Source organism: Amycolatopsis sp. VS8301801F10 (assembly GCF_046195355.1).
GTDB lineage: Bacteria > Actinomycetota > Actinomycetes > Mycobacteriales > Pseudonocardiaceae > Amycolatopsis.
Genome location: NZ_CP176065.1, coordinates 1,495,937 through 1,512,994 on the forward strand (window position 1 = coordinate 1,495,937; position 17,058 = coordinate 1,512,994).

Annotated in this window: 14 protein-coding genes; 9 read left to right on the plus strand and 5 right to left on the minus strand. The window is 70.5% G+C overall.

Annotated features, from left to right (window positions below; all coding sequences use genetic code 11):
• Positions 1-31: 31 nt before the first annotated feature.
• Positions 32-1,120: an inositol-3-phosphate synthase gene (locus F9C11_RS07240; protein ID WP_409184117.1), complete on the plus strand. Its 1,089-nt coding sequence runs from the start codon at positions 32-34 to the stop codon at positions 1,118-1,120.
• A 72-nt stretch (positions 1,121-1,192) separates the two neighbouring features.
• Here the strand turns inward: F9C11_RS07240 and F9C11_RS07245 are convergent, their stop codons facing one another.
• Both F9C11_RS07245 and F9C11_RS07250 read right to left on the minus strand, forming a co-directional pair.
• Positions 1,193-1,399 (minus strand): hypothetical protein, encoded by a 207-nt coding sequence (locus F9C11_RS07245; protein WP_409184118.1) that lies wholly within the window; start codon positions 1,397-1,399, stop codon positions 1,193-1,195.
• Positions 1,396-2,034, minus strand: a complete 639-nt coding sequence (locus F9C11_RS07250; protein WP_409184119.1) for an HAD family hydrolase — start codon at positions 2,032-2,034, stop codon at positions 1,396-1,398. Before F9C11_RS07250 ends, F9C11_RS07245 begins: the two co-directional genes overlap by 4 nt.
• A gap of 85 nt (positions 2,035-2,119) precedes the next feature.
• Between F9C11_RS07250 and F9C11_RS07255 the strand changes: the two genes are divergently transcribed.
• The 6 genes from F9C11_RS07255 to F9C11_RS07280 all read left to right on the plus strand — a co-directional run bounded on the left by F9C11_RS07255 (position 2,120) and on the right by F9C11_RS07280 (position 10,035).
• Positions 2,120-2,605, plus strand: a complete 486-nt coding sequence (locus F9C11_RS07255; protein WP_409184120.1) for a MarR family winged helix-turn-helix transcriptional regulator — start codon at positions 2,120-2,122, stop codon at positions 2,603-2,605.
• Entirely contained in the window at positions 2,602-3,822 is a 1,221-nt protein-coding gene (locus F9C11_RS07260) for an MFS transporter (RefSeq protein ID WP_409184121.1), read from the plus strand. Before F9C11_RS07255 ends, F9C11_RS07260 begins: the two co-directional genes overlap by 4 nt.
• Positions 3,823-3,992: 170 nt before the next feature.
• Positions 3,993-6,071: a PhoX family protein gene (locus F9C11_RS07265; protein WP_409184122.1), complete on the plus strand. Its 2,079-nt coding sequence runs from the start codon at positions 3,993-3,995 to the stop codon at positions 6,069-6,071.
• Between the two features lie 54 nt (positions 6,072-6,125).
• Entirely contained in the window at positions 6,126-7,523 is a 1,398-nt protein-coding gene (locus F9C11_RS07270; protein WP_409184123.1) for an SdrD B-like domain-containing protein, read from the plus strand.
• A 99-nt stretch (positions 7,524-7,622) separates the two neighbouring features.
• Entirely contained in the window at positions 7,623-9,305 is a 1,683-nt protein-coding gene (locus tag F9C11_RS07275; protein ID WP_409184124.1) for a hypothetical protein, read from the plus strand.
• A 52-nt stretch (positions 9,306-9,357) separates the two neighbouring features.
• Positions 9,358-10,035, plus strand: coding sequence for an SDR family oxidoreductase (locus tag F9C11_RS07280; RefSeq protein ID WP_409184125.1), 678 nt, complete (start codon positions 9,358-9,360; stop codon positions 10,033-10,035).
• 2 nt (positions 10,036-10,037) lie between these two features.
• Here the strand turns inward: F9C11_RS07280 and F9C11_RS07285 are convergent, their stop codons facing one another.
• From F9C11_RS07285 to F9C11_RS07295, 3 genes are read right to left on the minus strand one after another with little or no spacing between them, the layout of a single operon-like run.
• On the minus strand, positions 10,038-11,345 hold the full coding sequence (locus tag F9C11_RS07285; protein ID WP_409184126.1) for an amidohydrolase family protein: 1,308 nt from the start codon (positions 11,343-11,345) through the stop codon (positions 10,038-10,040).
• Between the two features lie 30 nt (positions 11,346-11,375).
• Positions 11,376-12,029, minus strand: coding sequence for a response regulator (locus tag F9C11_RS07290; protein ID WP_409184127.1), 654 nt, complete (start codon positions 12,027-12,029; stop codon positions 11,376-11,378).
• Positions 12,026-13,828: a sensor histidine kinase gene (locus F9C11_RS07295; RefSeq protein ID WP_409184128.1), complete on the minus strand. Its 1,803-nt coding sequence runs from the start codon at positions 13,826-13,828 to the stop codon at positions 12,026-12,028. The genes F9C11_RS07290 and F9C11_RS07295 overlap by 4 nt, the downstream gene beginning before the upstream one ends.
• A gap of 188 nt (positions 13,829-14,016) precedes the next feature.
• Here F9C11_RS07295 and F9C11_RS07300 point away from each other — a divergent pair, with 188 nt between their 5' ends.
• Positions 14,017-14,712 (plus strand): ABC transporter ATP-binding protein, encoded by a 696-nt coding sequence (locus tag F9C11_RS07300; RefSeq protein WP_409184129.1) that lies wholly within the window; start codon positions 14,017-14,019, stop codon positions 14,710-14,712.
• Complete coding sequence (locus F9C11_RS07305; protein ID WP_409184130.1) at positions 14,709-16,979, plus strand: FtsX-like permease family protein; 2,271 nt, start codon at positions 14,709-14,711, stop codon at positions 16,977-16,979. Before F9C11_RS07300 ends, F9C11_RS07305 begins: the two co-directional genes overlap by 4 nt.
• The last annotated feature ends 79 nt before the right edge of the window (positions 16,980-17,058 follow it).

Sequence of the window (17,058 nt, forward strand, 5' to 3'; positions counted from 1 at the left end):
GCAAGTGAATGAGATTGAAGGAGAAACCGGCATGGGCGAGAACCGCCGCGTTCGGGTGGCCATCGTGGGCGTCGGCAACTGCGCCTCGTCGCTGGTCCAGGGCGTGCAGTACTACCGCGACGCGGATCCCGGTACGCGCGTCCCCGGTTTGATGCACGTCCAGTTCGGCGACTACCACGTGCGCGACATCGAGTTCGTCGCCGCGTTCGACGTCGACGCGAAGAAGGTCGGCCGGGACCTCTCGGAGGCGATTTCCGCCAGCGAGAACAACACGATCAAGATCGCCGACGTGCCGCCGCTCGGCGTCACCGTCCAGCGCGGGCACACCTACGACGGCCTCGGCCGGTTCTACCGCGAGACCATCGAGGAGTCCGACGAGACTCCGGTCGACGTGGTCGGCGCGCTGCGCGACGCGCAGGTCGACGTGCTCGTCTCCTATCTTCCCGTCGGGTCCGAAGAGGCCGACAAGTTCTACGCGCAGGCCGCGATCGACGCGGGCGTCGCGTTCGTCAACGCGCTGCCGGTCTTCATCGCTTCCGACCCGGAGTGGGCGAAGAAGTTCACCGACGCGGGCGTCCCGATCGTCGGCGACGACATCAAGTCCCAGGTCGGCGCCACCATCACGCACCGCGTGCTGGCCAAGCTGTTCGAGGACCGCGGCGTGCAGCTCGACCGCACGATGCAGCTCAACGTGGGCGGGAACATGGACTTCCTGAACATGAAGGAGCTGGAGCGGCTCGAGTCGAAGAAGATCTCGAAGACCCAGTCGGTCACCTCGCAGGTCGACCGCGAGCTCGGCAAGGGCAACGTCCACATCGGACCGTCGGACTACGTGCAGTGGCTCGACGACCGCAAGTGGGCCTACGTCCGCCTCGAGGGCCGCGCGTTCGGCGACGTGCCGCTGAACCTGGAGTACAAGCTCGAGGTGTGGGACTCCCCCAACTCGGCGGGCATCATCATCGACGCGGTGCGCGCGGCGAAGATCGCCAAGGACCGCGGCATCGGCGGCCCGATCCTGTCCGCGTCGTCCTACTTCATGAAGTCGCCGCCGGAGCAGTACGACGACTCGACCGCCCGCGACGCGGTCGACGCCTTCATCCGCGGCGAAGTGGAGCGCTGAGCCGCCGTTTGCCTGTCCGTGCGGGGAATCCTGCGGGAATCTGATTCCGGCAGGGTTCCCCGCACGGCTGTTTCAGGGCAGGTCGACGGTGACCAGTTCGGTTTTGGTCATCGCGTCGCCGAGCGGGTCGGGCAGCTGTTTGCCGTAGCTGGCGGCGAGCTCGCCCGCGCGGTCGACGGTCGTCCGCCAGCCCTGTCCGGCGAGCCAGGCGAGGCGATCGACCGGCCGGATACCTGCCGCAACCGATTTGGGGTTATTTACCGCGGTGGGCTGTGTCACTCACGGAGCGCGGCAGGCAGTGCGGCCAGATTCGGCAGCACGGTCGCCTCCCGCAGCACCTCCGGGTCCGGCGGGAAGTGCGGGTTCGGCACCGCGAACACCGTCATGCCCGCCGCGAACGCCGCGCGCAGGCCGTTTGTCGAATCTTCGACCGCCGCGCAGCCGGATGCCTCGACGCCCAGCAGCATCGCCGCTCGCAGGTAGACATCCGGCTCCGGCTTGCCCGCGGCCACTTCCTCGCTCGACACCGCCACCGGGACCAGCGACGTCAGGTCGCACGCGGTCAGGAACGAGTGGATCAGCACCGGCGGCGACGAGCTGGCGATCGCGACCGGCCAGTGCCGGGCGATTTCGCGGACGACCTGGTCGGCCCCGTCGATCACCGGCGGGCGGTCGGCGTACCGGGCGGCCATCTCGTCGATCACCGTGCGGGCGATCTCGTCCGGGGTGAGCCGCGCGCCCAGGGTGTCCACCAGGTAGTGCGCCCATTCCGGGGTGCTCATCCCCTGCTGGGCGCGGGTCGCCTCGGGGCGCCAGGTCCCGCCGTGCTCGGCGACCACGGCGCGGCGCACCTCGTCCCACGTCGTCTCGGAGTCCACCAGTACGCCGTCGAGGTCGAAGATCACCGCATCCACTTCTCCAGCCTAGGGGTCCTGGACTGGACCACCTTGTGAGCCGAATTACTTCGCCACCCTAACTAATTTTTGTTAGCCTAGCTAAGTGACTTCCTCGAGGGGCGATCTGGCGCAGCGGCTGCGGCCGGTGGTGTTCCGGCTGTACTACCTGGTGCGCCGCGAATCCGCGCAGCTGCTGACCCTGACCCAGGGGTCGGTGCTGTCGGAGCTGGTCGGCCGGGGGCCGAGCCGGATGAGCCGGCTCTCCCGTCTCGAGCGGGTGCGGATGCCGTCGATGACCGACGTCGTGCGCAGGCTCGAGCGGCTCGGCATGGTGACCCGCCGTCCCGATCCCGAGGACGGGCGCGCCGTGCTCGTGGAGGCCACGCCGGAAGGCGAGCGGTTCTACGCCGAGATGATCGCGGGCCGGGAGGCGGAGCTGCGGGCGCGGCTCGACCGCCTCGACCCGGAGGAGCGCGCCGTCATCGACGCCGCGCTTCCCGCGCTCACGAAGCTGATCGCCGACTTCCACCGTGACGATCCCGCCGCGGAACTCGCCGCAACAGCCGAAGGAGGAACTGATCCGCGATGAGCGCTGAGCACCACTCGAGCCTGCTGGACGCGGTCAAAGGCCAGCCCAAACAGGTGTGGATCACCGCGTTCGCCGCGGTCATCGCGTTCATGGGCATCGGCCTCGTCGACCCGATCCTGCTCTCCATCGCCAAGGGGCTGAACGCCTCGCCGTCCCAGGTCACGCTGCTGTTCACGTCGTATCTCGGCGTGCAGGTGATCGCCATGCTCTTCACCGGCGCGATGTCCGCCCGGTTCGGGGCCAAGCGGACCGTGCTGGTCGGGCTGACGCTGATCGTCGCCGCGACCGCGCTGTGCGCCGCGGCGGGTTCGATCGAACAGCTCGTCGGCCTGCGTGCGGTGTGGGGCCTTGGCAACGCTTTCTTCATCGCCACCGCGCTGTCGGTGATCGTCGGCGCGGCGACCGGCGGCCAATCCGGTGCGATCCTGCTTTACGAGGCCGCGCTCGGCGTCGGGCTCGCCGTCGGTCCGCTGCTCGGCGCGCTGCTGGGCACGATCTCGTGGCGCGGTCCGTTCCTCGGCACCGCGGTGCTGATGGTCGCCGCGCTGGTGCTGTGCTCGATCTTCCTGAAGAGCGACTCGGCCGAGAAGCGCGAACCGATCAAGCTGCTCGACCCGCTCCGCGCGCTCAAGCACCCCGGCCTGCTGCGCACGTCGATCGCGTCGGCGCTCTACACCGCCGCGTTCTTCGCGGTGCTCGCCTGGTCCCCGTTCGTGCTCGGCTGGAACGCCATCGCCGTCGGGCTGATCTTCTGCGGCTGGGGCCTGTGCGTGGCGATCGCCGGCGTGGTGCTCGCGCCGAAGATGGCCGCCCGCTTCGGCGAACGGCACGCGGCCGCGCTGGCGGTGGCCGGCTACACCGTGCTGATGCTGGTGCTCGCCATTCCGAGCAAGCCGGTGGTGGTCGTCGGGATCATCGTGTCCGGGCTGGTTTCCGGGCTGCTGAACACGCTGTTCACCGGCACCGCGATGTCGATCAGCGACGCGCCGCGGCCGGTCGCGAGCGCCGGGTACAACTTCTGCCGGTGGTTCGGCGGCGCGATCGCGGCCACGCTCGTCGGGCACGTCGCCGAGTGGATGGGCTGGGAGCAGGGACCGTTCCTGGTCGCCGCGGTGCTCTGCCTGATCGCCGCCGTGCTGCTTTCGCAGCGGGAGAAGAAGGCCGACCCGCACACCGTGCCGAGGGAGGCCGCGCTCGTCGGCGACGAGGAGTTCTGAGCCTCTCCGGTCAATACAGCCACCCTCGGCGATCGCCCCCGGACTGTCTGTTCGGGGGCGATCGTCGTCTTTCGCCGAATACACCCGCTGTTCACCTTTTGGTCCGGTTCCAGGGGTTTTCGCCGCATACGGTCGCTGCGTTCCCACCGAGAAGCGACCCTGGAGGCCCCGTGTCCCTGGAGCCCGGACGACTGCTGCCCCTGTTCACCGCGCATTCCGCCGGCCGGTCACCGATCACCTGCGAATACCGCTGCGGCAACGCGTGCGCGCACGAGGCCCCGAACCCGACCGGCAACGAATACTTCGGCGACATCGCCAAGGGCGTCTCGCGCCGCGGCGTGTTCAAGGCCGGTGCGGTAATGGCCGCGGCGGCGGGCGGATTCGCCGCGCTGTCCGGCACCGCGGCGGCCGCCCCCGCTCAGCCTCCGGCACCGCTGGCGAAGGGCCGCGCCGTGCCCGGCACCGACTTCACGCCGGTGCCGCCGAACAAGCTCGACGCCGTCAGCATCCCCGACGGGTACGCCCAGCACGTGGTGATCCGCTGGGGCGACCCGGTGGTCCCGGGCGCGCCGAAGTTCGACTTCCGCAAGCAGACCGCGGCCGCGCAGGCCAAGCAGTTCGGCTACAACAACGACTTCGTCGGCCTGATCCCGCAGGACCCGCTCGGCCTGCGCAACCTGCTGGTGGTCAACCACGAGTACACCACCGAGGTGCACCTGTTCCCGGCCGACCAGTACGACCCGGCCAATCCCACCGAGGAGCAGGTGAAAATCGCCTGGGCGGCACACGGGTTGTCGGTGGTGCAGACGCTGCGCGACCCGATCGGCGGCGCGCTGCGCACCGTGCCGAGCCCGCTGAACCGGCGGATCACGCTCGACACGATTTTCGAGGTGCGCGGTCCGGCGGCCGGTTCGAAGTACCTCAAGACGTCGGCCGATCCGTCCGGCAAGCGCGTGCGCGGCACGCAGAACAACTGCTCCGGCGGCGTCACGCCGTGGGGCACCGTGCTGTCCGGCGAGGAGAACTTCCACCAGTACTTCGCGCACGCCGACAAGGTGACCGACCCGGCGGCGGCCGCGCGGCTCAAGCGGTACGCGATCGGCACCGGCGAGAGCACGCGGAAGTGGGAGCGTTTCGACAAGCGCTGGGACGTTTCGCGCGAGCCCAACGAGCCCAACCGGTTCGGCTGGGTCGTGGAAATCGACCCGAACGACCCGCATTCCACGCCGGTGAAGCACACCGCGCTCGGCCGGTTCAAGCACGAGGCGGCGAACGTCAAGATCACCGCGGACGGCCGGGTCGCGGTGTACTCCGGCGACGACGAGCGGTTCGAGTACATCTACAAATTCGTGTCGAAGGGCAAGTACAAGAAGGGGAACTCCGCGCTCGCCCGGCGGCACAATTCGGCGCTGCTGGACGACGGGACCTTGTACGTCGCCAAGTTCTCCGGCAACAGCCCGGGCGAGATCGACGGTTCCGGCAAGCTGCCCGCCGACGGCGAATTCGACGGCACCGGCGAGTGGATTCCCCTTGCCAGCGGCGACAAGTCCTTTGTGGACGGATTCACCGCGGAGGAGGTCTACGTGTTCACCCGGCAAGCCGCCGACCGCGCCGGGGCGACCAAAATGGACCGCCCGGAGGACATCGAGCCGAACCCGGTCAACGGCCGGATCTACGCCGCGCTCACCAACAACTCCGACCGCGGCGCGGCGGGCAAGGCGGCCCCGGACGAGGCGAACCCGCGCACCCGCAACAAAAACGGGCACGTCCTCGAATGGGACGAGGACCGCGGCGACGCCGCCTCGACCCGGTTTTCCTGGCGGCTGCTGCTCGTCTGCGGCGATCCGGCCACGGCCGACACCTACTTCGGCGGTTTCCCGAAGGACCAGGTCAGCCCGATCTCGTGCCCGGACAACGTGGCCTTCGACCCGCACGGCAACCTGTGGATCTCCACCGACGGCAACACCCTCGGCGCGAACGACGGCCTGTTCTCGGTTCCGGTCACCGGACCCGAGCGCGGGCACGTGAAGCAGTTCCTGTCCGTGCCGGTCGGCGCGGAGACGTGCGGTCCGGTCGTCACCGAAAACCTCGTGCTCGTCGCGGTGCAGCACCCCGGCGAGGACGCGCCGAGTTCGGCGAACCCGACCTCGCACTGGCCGGACGGCGGCAGCTCCCAGCCGCGGCCGGCGATCGTGTCGGTGTGGAAGAAGGGCGCCTTCGGTTTGCCGGGCCGGATCGGCCGCCGGTAACACTTTGGGGTGTTTCTTACCGCCGATCGGGCTTCCTGGGTCTAGCTTCACCGCGTGAGGCGGGCAAGGAAAGTCGCGATCGGACGTACGGCGGGCGCGGCGGCGGGCACTGCGATGCTGGTCGGCGCGCTCGCCGTCGTCACTCCCGGATCGGCTCCCGCCGAGGGGGCTCCGGAGTGCGGCGGCATCGCGGCCAACCCGAGCGTGGAGGACGCCGGTTCGCCCGGCGGGCCTCCCCGGGAGTATCTCTTCACCCCCGCCGCACCGGTTCCGCGCAGCACCCCGGCGGACCGGGTGCCGAAACTGGTCACCAGCACCGCGCACGCGGTCGACGGGCACGTCAACGCGCAGATCCAGACGCCGGACGGCCGGGTCAGCTCGGCCAGCCAGCAGGTGAAAGCGGTGCCCGGCGGGCAATACTCCCTGTCGGTGTGGGCGGGTACCGCACAGTCCGGCCTCGGTTCGCGCGCGAGCGCGACGACCGGACTGCGCTTCGCCGACCGCGCTGGCCGCGTGCTGGTGGAGAAACCGCTCGCGGTAACGCACGACGTCGCGTCCGACGGCAGGCTCGCGCGGCAGGAGCTGCCGCCGTTCCCCGCGCCGGACGACACCGCGGGGGTCTCTTTTTTCGCCAGCACCAACCACAACTGGGTGCTGTGGGACTGCGTGCACGTGGCTCTCGCCGCGTTCGCGGTGAAGATGGAGGTGCGGAATCCGGCGGACGGAACGTGGGGCCCGTCGGCTGCCATCCCGGCCGGCGACGCCGCGCACTTCCGCATCTCCGTCTCCAACACCGGCTCCGAACCGCTCACCGGGCTGCTCGTGAAAGACCCGTGGTGCACCGGGCTTCCCGGCGCGTTCGACCTCGCCGCCAACGCGTCGCGCGAACTCGCCTGCGACCACCCGAACCTCACCGAGGACGACAACGGGCACGTCAACACCGCGAAGGTCACCGGCGCCGGTCCGGGCGGGCCGCTCGCCGAGCAGAAGGCGTCCGCGACGGTCATGGTCACGCCGCAGCCCTCGGTCGGCAAGATCGGCGACCGCGCGTGGAAAGACCTGAACCGCAACGGCACGCAGGACGACGACGAACCCGGCTTCCCGGAGCTGCCGGTCACGCTCAAGGACGGCGCGGGCGGCACCGTCGCCACCGCGCGCACGAACGCCGACGGCGGCTACCTGTTCGACCAGCGCAAGGACGGCACCTACCAGGTGTGCTTCGACATCTCGAAGCTGCCGGATCGCCTCACCGTCACCCAGCGCGGCGCGGGCACGCCGGGGCTGGACTCGGCCGTCGACCCGGCGACCGGCTGCACCTCGCCGTTCACCCTCGGCGGCAAGGACCGCGAGCGGATGGACCTGGACATCGGCCTCGCCCCGCCGTTGCCGACCGTCCCGTCCGCGCCGAGCGGGCCGCCGCTGCCGACCGCCTCCGCCTCGGCCGCGCGCTGACCGTCCTTCCCGGATCTTCGCGGCGACCACTGAGCGTCACGCCCGGGCGGATGCGAGACTGTGGCTGCACACCACGTCTCGGGGAGGTCTGGACCAATCATGACCGCGGCCGCCGACGCGCCCGCCGACCCGCCCTCGTGGTACCGCCGCCCGATGACCTGGACGTGGGCCGCCACCGGGGCGGTCCTCGCGCTGTATGCGGTGCTCGCCTGGCAGCGCCGGTGGATCAGCGACGACGGACTGCTCGTGCTCCGCACCGTCCGGCAGATCCTCGCCGGGAACGGGCCGGTGTTCAACGTCGGCGAGCGCGTCGAGGCGAGCACGAGTCCGTTGTGGACCTGGCTGCTCGCCGGAGTCGGCACCATTCCCGGCCCGCCACTGGAATGGCTCGCGGTCATCACCGGCCTGCTGTGCGCGGTGGGCGGTTTGTTCTTCGGCCTCGACGGCGCCCGGCGGCTCTACGCCGGACCAGTCGTTCCCGCCGGTGCGCTGGTCGTCTGCGCACTCCCGCCGTTCCGCGACTTCGCGACCTCCGGACTGGAAACCGGCCTGGTGTTCCTGTGGCTGGGGCTGAGCTGGTGGTTGCTGGTGCGCGGCAAAACCCCGGTCGCCACCGCGATCGTGCTCGGACTGGGTCCGCTCGTGCGCCCGGATCTGGCGTTGTTCAGCGTGGTCGGCTTCGTCGCACTCGTGCTGCTGCGCCGTCCGCGATGGCTTGCCGCATTGGGCTGGCTTGGCGCGGGAATCGCGATTCCGGTGGCCTACCAAGTGTTTCGGATGGGCTACTACGGTCTGCTCACGCCGAACACCGCGCTCGCGAAGGAAGCGACCAACAGCGACTGGCCGCGCGGCTTCGCGTACCTCGCTGACCTGATCAGCCCGTACGTGCTGTGGATTCCGTTGCTGCTGCTGGCGATTGCCGCGGTACTGGCGCGCCGGTCGCGGATTCTGATGCTGACTTCGTTGGCAGGCGCGCTTTTGCTGGCGCTGTACGTCGTGCGGGTCGGCGGCGATTTCATGCACGGCCGGATGTTGCTGCCCGCGTTGTTCGCGCTGCTGCTTCCCGTGCTGGCGATTCCGGTGACCCGGAAGACGATCGCGTTCGTCGCCGGAGTCGCCGCGTGGTCGGTCATCGCGGGCGGCTGGCTGCGGGTGCCGTACGAAGGCACCCATCTCGCGGTCAGCGTCACCGACGAACGCGGCTACTGGTCTTGGGCGACCGGCCGCGAACACCCCGTGCTGGCGACGGATTACCTGGGCCAGGACGTCATCCGCCACGCCGTCGACGCGGTGCGGGCGACGCAGCAGCCAGCCGTGCTCGTCTACAGCTACGGCGACGTCAAGCAGTGGTTCCGCTTCCCGACCGACCGCCCGTACGTGACCATGGCGGCCGACAGCATGGGCGCGATCAGCAACATCGTCTCGCTGGACGTCCGCATCCACGACGGTTACGGGCTGGCCAGCGACCTGGCCGCACACTCGTCGGCCATCGCGGGCGGCCGCCCCGGACACTCGAAGTGGCTGGTCGCGGCCTGGGAGATCGCCGAAGCCGGACGCGGCGACTACGCCACCGACGGCGAGATCCGGATGTTCCAGCCCGTCGAGATCGACGCCGCCCGCCAAGCACTGCGCTGCCCCGACGTGCAGGAGGTCCTCGCCTCCACCCGCGAACCGCTCACCTGGAGTCGGTTTATCGACAATTTCACCGGCGCGGTGCACCGCACGGAGATCCGCTATCCCCGCGATCCCCGGGCCGCGGCTCAGTGCGCTCCGGCGAAGTGATCGACGACTCCCCCGGCTGGCGAATCAGCGCCGGACGCCTACCGTGGCCGGTATGACCGACCTCCCGCTCGCCTTGATCACCGGTGCCTCGAGGGGCATCGGCGCGGCTATCGCGCACCAGCTTTCCCCGACGCACCGGCTTCTTCTGGGCGGCCGCGACACCGACGCACTGGCGAAGGTGGCCGAGGAACTGCCCGGAGCGCAGCCTTGGCCGGTCGACCTCACCGACGCCGCTTCCTTGGAAGCCGCAGCCAGCAAGATCGACCGGCTGGACGTGCTGGTGCACTCCGCCGGTACCGGCAAAATCGGCACGGTCGCCGACTCGCCGGCCTCCGTGTGGCGCATGAACCTCGAGGTAAACGTCATCGCGGTCGCGGAACTGACTCGCCTGCTGCTTCCCGCGCTGCGCAACGCGAACGGCCACGTCGTCGTGATCAACTCCGGTGCCGGATACCACGCCCGTCCCGGCTGGGGCCCTTACGCGGCCAGCAAATTCGCCGCCCGCGCCTTCGCCGACTCACTCCGCGCCGAAGAACCCGATCTGCGCGTGACGTCGATCTTCCCCGGCCGCACGGACACCGACATGCAACGCGAAGTCCGCGTCCAAGAGGGCGGCAGCTACGAGGTCGACAAGTACCTGCGCCCAGACTCGGTGGCTACGGCCGTCCTCACCGCGGTAACCGCCACCCCGGAAGCACACCTCACCGAAATCCAGATCCGTCCTCGCTGAGGTCAGGCCCGCAGCCGGGCGGCGGTGTCCGCCACCGTCGCCTGGATCTCGCGGCGGTCGACCCGAGTCGGCTCCGCGTCGGCGACGACCTGTTCGCCCGCGACCCACACGTCCCGCACCCGGCGAGAACCGGCCGCCCAGACGAGGTTCGCCAGCAACTGCTCGTCCGGCACGTCCAGCCCGGCCGCGAACGCCGGGTCGTCGAGGTCGACGTGCACCAGGTCCGCCCAGCGGCCCGCCTCGAGCACCCCGAGGTCGGGACGGCCCAGCGCCTCCGCCCCGCCCCGGGTGGCCATCAGGAACACGTCCTTGGCGGTCACTACGGTGGAATCGTCATTGGCCAGCCGAGCCAGCATCGCCGTCAGCTGCAGCTCTTCCCACAGGTCGATGTCGTCGTTGGACGCCGGGCCGTCGGTGCCGAGCCCGATCGCGACGCCGGCCGCCCGCAGGTCCTTGATCCGCGCGATCCCGGAAGCCAGCTTCGCGTTGGACCCCGGGCAATGCGCCATCCCGACGCCCCGGGCGGCGAAGATCGCGATGTCCTCGTCCGACAAATGCACCGAATGCGCCGCCAGCGTCCGGCCGTTGAACATCCCCAGCGAATCCAGCAGCCGAGGCACCGATCCGTACTGCTTGCGCTGCTCCAGATCCTCCGCGGCGGCCTCCGCGACGTGAATCTGCACCAGCGCGCCCCGGGCGGCCGCGGACTCGGCGGTAGCCCGCAACCCCTCCGGGTTCAGCATGTACGCGGAATGCGGCCCGTACCCCAGCTCGATCCGCTCGCCGGGACCGAACCGCAGTCCGTCGGCGTCGATCCACCGGTCGATCGCGGCCAGCGTCGCCCGCCAGTCCATCCCGGGCAGTTCGATCACCGGCGGCGCGACGAGCACTCGCCCGCCGGTCGTGAGCACCGCGTCGACGAGCTGCTCGCCCTCGAAATACATTTCCGCGCTGGTCGTCACGCCGTGCCGGAGCATTTCGACCGATCCGAGCAGCATGCCGGTGCGCACGTCGGCGGGCTTCAGCTTCGCCTCGGCCGGCCAGATGATCTCGCGCAGCCAGCGCAGCAGCGGCAGGTCGCCGCCCATGCCGCGCAGGAGCGTCATCGGGCTGTGCGCGTGCGAATTCACCAAGCCTGGCAACAGGATTCCGGTCAGCCGGGTCTGCTCGCCGGCGAACTCCGGTGCGTCCGAAGCCGGCCCGACGAAGGAAATCCGGCCTTCGCCGTCGACATCCACGACGGCGTCGCGAAGCAGCGAGCAGGACGGGTCGGCGGGCAGAACGACTGGAGCATGGAAGCGACGCGACATAACGAGATAGTACGGGCGTGCCAGTAGCGGTTAATCCACTACGCCGCTGCGCCAGGCCCAAGCCGCGATTTCCACCCGGTTGCGGGCGCCGACTTTGCCCTGCACCGAAGCCAGATGCGTCTTGACCGTCGACAGCGACAGGAACAGCTCCGCGCCGATTTCGGTGTTCGTGAGCCCGCGGGCGGCGGCCTTCACCACGTCCAGCTCGCGCGCGGTCAGCGGTTCCGACGGGGCCGGAGCCTCGCGCTTGGCGGTGTTCCCGCCGTCGAAGTGCTTCAGCAGCCGCACGGTGATCTGCGGCGACACCAGCGCGTCGCCGCGATCGGCCGCGCGCACCGCTTCGATCAGCAGCGCGGGCCCGGCGTCCTTGAGCAGGAAGCCGCTCGCGCCGTTGCGCAGCGCGGTGTGCACGTATTCGTCGAGGTCGAAAGTGGTGACCACGACGACCTTCAGCGGGTCGGCCACGTCCGGCCCGGCCAGCTGGCGGGTGACCTCCAGCCCGTCCAGGCCCGGCATGCGGATGTCCAGCAGGCACACGTCCGGGCGCAGTTCGCGCGCCTTGGCGACGGCGGAGACCCCGTCCGGCACGTCCGCGACCACCTCGATGTCGTCCTGCGCGTCCAGGATCATGCGGAAACCCATCCGCACCATTTCCTGGTCGTCCGCGATCAGTACCCGGATCACCCGTCTGTCTCCCCGTTCGCCTCGAGCGGCAGCCACGCCTCGACCCGCCAGCCGCCGTTCGGCTCGCGGCCTGCCGAAAGCCTGCCGTGCAGCAGCGCGACGCGTTCGCGCATGCCGACCAGACCGTATCCGCCCGACCCGCCTGCCGGGCGATGAGTCTGCCCGCTGCCGTCGTCGGTCACCCGCAGGTGCAGTTCGCCGTCGACGACCTCGGCCAGCACGAGCGCCTCGGTGGCGTCCGAGGCGTGCTTGCCGACGTTGGTGAGCGACTCCTGGATCAGCCGCAGCGCGGACCGGCCGACCTCGTGCGGCAGGTCCGCCGGGAGGTCGAGGCTGAGCCGCGTCGGGATGCCGTGGTTGCCCGCTTCGACAAGCCGGTGCAGGTCAGCCGCCAGATCGGTGGTCGCCTGTTCGTTGAACTCGCCCGAACCGGCCTGTGCGTCGCCGCGCATGCTGCGGACCAGCCGGCGCATCGCGGCGAGCGCCTCGACGCCGGCGTTCTCGATCCGGCCCATCGCCTCCAGCGCGAGTTCCGGGTTTTTCTCCCCCATCATCCGCGCGGCCTGCGCCTGCACGACGATCCCGGTCACGTGGTGCGCGACCACGTCGTGCAGTTCCCTCGCCAGCGCCATCCGCTCGGCCGTCTGCGCGTCGGTGACCGCGGATTTCACCACCTGCGCGCGTTCGGAATCGCGCGACCGCAGGTAGAGGCCGATCGCGATGGCGATGCCGAGCAGCAGGACCGCGACGGTGGCGAGCATTCCGAGCGTCGCCGGGTCGGTGAGCAGGCGGCCGGTGCGGTACTGGCTGAAGTTCAGGATCGTGCCGACCGCGACCGCGCCGGACAGCACCACGATCCGCGGCCAGGCGCGCGCGAGCGGCACCGCCCGCACGACGTTCACGACCACGCCGAACCCGGCCACGATCTGGGTCGGCGGAATGCCGCCGAGCAGTTGGTAGCTGTGGCTGGGGTGCAGGAACGGCGTCATCAGCGCGGACAGCAGGAGAATCCCGGCCACCACCAGGATCGCGTCGCGCGGGCGGCGCGGCGACAGCGCGGTCACCGCGGCGGCGCCGATCGAGCAGGCCAGCAGCGGGAAACCGCGGCTGCCGCTTTCGTAGGTGTAGCCGAATTCGATCAGCACGCCGATGCTGAGCATGCCGATCAACGGCCATTGGCCGCGCACCAGTTCGGTGAACCGGTGCATGGTCCGCAGGCGTTCCACCGTCGCCGGGTCGCGTTCGCGCCGCGGCCGCCCGACCGCGCCGGTGACCACGGCGGCGACGAGGAGCAGGAAACCGAAGAGCAACGACTGCAGGATGCTGCTGGCGTGGAACCGGATCTCGGCCTCGCGGCCGAACACCGCGGTGAGCGCGCCCATGACCAGTGCGCTGATCACCGCGAAGGCGACGCCCGGACGCGCCCGGCGGGCGAGGAAGTAGACCATTTCGATCCCGGCCACCACCTCGGTGATGGACAGATTCGCCAGCACGCTCGAGTAGGTCGGGATGGAGAGGTAGCGGATCGCGAAGGTGCAGAACATCAGCGTCAGCGCACCGAATACGCCCGCCACCGCCGCGCGTTTGCGTGCCCAGAACGCGCACGCCGCCATCGCGAAAATGCCCGGGAAGAGACCGAGATCGACGAAGCGCGAGCCGACGTTGTCCAGTGCCGCGTTGGTCACGAACACGACGTCGAACGCCAGCGCCGCGAGCAAAACGAGCACGGACATGTCGAGGCGGCGGGCGAGTTCGGTCGCCCGCGCGGCAAGCGTTTTCGACGGCGGGGTGTGCGGCACACCGTGACGGTAGAGGATCCGCGCCAGCGCGCACCTTGGCCACGTGGTTCGTCCCTCATCGGCCGATCGGCCGATGAGGGAAGGGCAGGGACCGGCCGTCTGCCCGAAGTGGACACCCGCCCGGATCCGCGAAGCTGCCTTCCGTCGCAATCGAAGACGCATGACGGAGACAGGGAGAGAGCTGGCGGATGACGAATCCACACCTGAGCGCCGGAGCGGTGTTGTCGGGGCGCGGGCTGGTAAAGCGCTACGGGCAGCAGCACGCACTGGCCGGAATCGACATCGACGTCCAGCCGGGCGAGGCGATCGCCATCGTCGGCCCGTCCGGCTCCGGCAAAACCTCGCTGCTGCACGTGCTCGCGGGCATCCTGCGCGCGGACAGCGGCGAGATCTGGTTGCAGGGACAGCGAATCGACCAGTTCAGTGAAAAGCGGCGCAGCGAACTGCGGCGCACCGAATTCGGTTTCGTCTTCCAGTCCGGAATGCTCGTGTCCGAGCTGACCGCCGAAGAAAATGTCGCGCTGCCGTCGCTGCTGGCAGGCGGAACCCGCGGCGAGGCGATCGCCGCGGCACGGGAATGGCTCGGCAAACTCGGGCTGGCCGGCAAGGAGGCCCGGCTTCCCGGCGAGCTTTCCGGCGGCGAGGCGCAGCGCGTGGCGATCGCCCGCGCGCTCACCCACCGGCCGAAGGTGATCTTCGCCGACGAGCCGACCGGCGCGCTCGACACCCGCACCGGCCGCGAGACGATGGACGCGCTGCTGGCCGCCGCGCAGGCGTCCGGCGCCGCCGTGCTCGTGGTGACTCACGACCGCGAACTCGCCGAATCGATGCCGCGCACGGTCGCGATCCGCGACGGCCTGATCGCGACGAGGCTCGCGGCATGAACCCGTTCCAGCTCGCCCTGCGGGTGCTGCGCGGCGACCGGCGGACCCGCACCTCGGCGATCCTCACCGCGGTCGGCGTCGCCGTCGCGACCGGGCTCGTGCTGTTGCTGGCGACCCTTCCGTACGCCACTCAGGCGCGCGAGCAGCGGGCGCTGTGGCAAAGCAGCGGCCGCTACGACTCCGGCCAGCAGAACACCCTGCTGGTCAACTCCTCCAAGGACTACTTCAACGGCAAGCAGGTCGCCCGCGTCGACATCGCGGTCACCGGGCCGGCCGACTCGCTGCGGCTGCCCGCGGGCATCCCGCGGCTGCCTGGCCCCGGCGAGACGATCGTGTCGCCCGCGCTCGGGAAACTGCTCACCGCGACCCCGGCCGACCAGCTCGGGAACCGCTTCGGCAAACCGGTCGCCGCGTTCGGGGACGAGGCGCTGCGGTACCCGGAGCAGCTCGTCGCGCTCGTCGGGCACAGCCCGCAGGAGATGCGCCCGTACGGGCACAAGGACCAGCCGGGCCAGGACGCTTTCCCGGCCGCGTCCTTCCCGTTCGGCCAAGGTCATCCGGACAGCCTGCTCACCGTGTTGTCCTGGGTCGGCATCATCGTGCTGCTCGTGCCGAGCCTGGTGCTCGTCGCGTCGTCGGCCCGGCTCACCGCCGCCCGCCGGGAACAGCGGCTCGCCGCGATCCGGCTGGCCGGAGCGACACCGGGGCAGGTGACCGCGATGGTCGCCGCCGAAACCGGGTTGTCCGCGGGTGTCGGCGCGCTGCTCGGCCTGCTGCTGAGCCCGGCGCTGCGCGGGCTGGCCACGTTCGTGCCGTGGGACGGCGGCACCTGGCTGGCCTCGGACTTCTCGCTGCCGGTGGCGTTGACTGTGCTCGCCGTGCTGCTGGTCCCGTTGCTCGTGGTGCTCGCCGGGGTGCTCGGCCTGCGCCGGGTGGTGCGCACGCCGCTGTTCGCGACCGGCGGGCACACCGTGAAGCCGTTGCGCTGGTGGCGGCTGCTCGCGCTGCCCGCGGCCGGGTTGTTCTTCTTCTACACCGTTTTCAGCACGCGCAACGGCGGCAGCGGCAACCTGGTGCTGTTCGGCCTGCTGCTGGTGGTCGCCTCGGCGATGGTGGTCGGACCGTGGGTGACCTCGGCGGTCGGCGGCACGTTCGTGCGGATCTGGCGGCGGCCGTCGTCGCTGCTGGCCGGACGTCGGCTGCGCAACGACCCGAAGGGGTCTTACCGGGCTTCGGCGGGGATCGTGCTCGCGGTGTTCACCGGGTCGATGGCGCTCACCCTGCTGCCGTCGATCGAATCCCTCGCCGGCGGCGGACGCCAGTACGTGGACTCGGCGCTGTACGTCGACGTCACCGCGGACCGGGCGCCCGAAGCGGCCGAGCGGACCAACGCCACGCTCGCGAAGGCCGGACTGTCCGAACGCGTCGTCCCGGTGGCCAGCGTCTACGTGATGCAGGGCGAGGGGAACTACCGGTCGATGCAGCGGGCGTACGTGATGACCTGCGCCGATGCCGCCAAGCTGACCCGGCTCGGGATCACCCAGCAGGACTGCAAGCCCGGCGTCGGGCTCTACTCCCCGTACCAGCTGGACACGAACAACCTGCGGGTCGCGCGGTACGGCGGCGAGGACAGCACGGGCACCCCGCTCGGCGCGGTCGCCACGAGCACCTACCACCCGCAAAAGCACAACAACTACGGCGAATACGTGCTCGATCCGTCCGCGGTGCCCGCCGGCGTCCAACCGAGCCAGGTCACCCTGGTCGTGCCGACCGCCGAGGCCAATCGCGAGGTCGTGCGGACCGCGCTGGTGCCCAACGCGGTCGGGAACGAAATCGGCAGCCGCGAGCAGCACCTCTACGGACAGCAAGTGCAGCTCAGCGACCTGCGCCGGGTCACCGTCATCGGCCTCGTCGCGGCAGGCATCCTGGCCGGCTGCAGCGCGGCGGTCGCGACGGCGGGCTCGGTGATGGACCGGCGGCGGACGTTCGGCGCGCTGATGGCGGCGGGCACCCCGGTGCGGGTGCTGTCCCGGGCGCTGCGGATGGAGGCCGCGCTGCCCTCGCTGGTGGCGACGATCGGTGCCGGGGTGACCGGCGTCGTGGTCGGGCTGGGGCTGTTCATGGCGACGATGGAACGGGGGTCGGTCGTGTTCAGCCCGTGGATCGCCGCGCCGGTGGTGCTGGGAATCGGGGTCGCGCTGCTCGGCGCGTCGGTCTGCACGCCCGCGCTGAAACGGGTCCAGGCGGAGCCACTGGCCGACGAATAACTGGCGGCCGCCCCTCGTCGGGGGAGGGGCGGCACCGGGGGTGAAGGAAGCGAAGGGCCGTCACCGGGGATGGGAACCC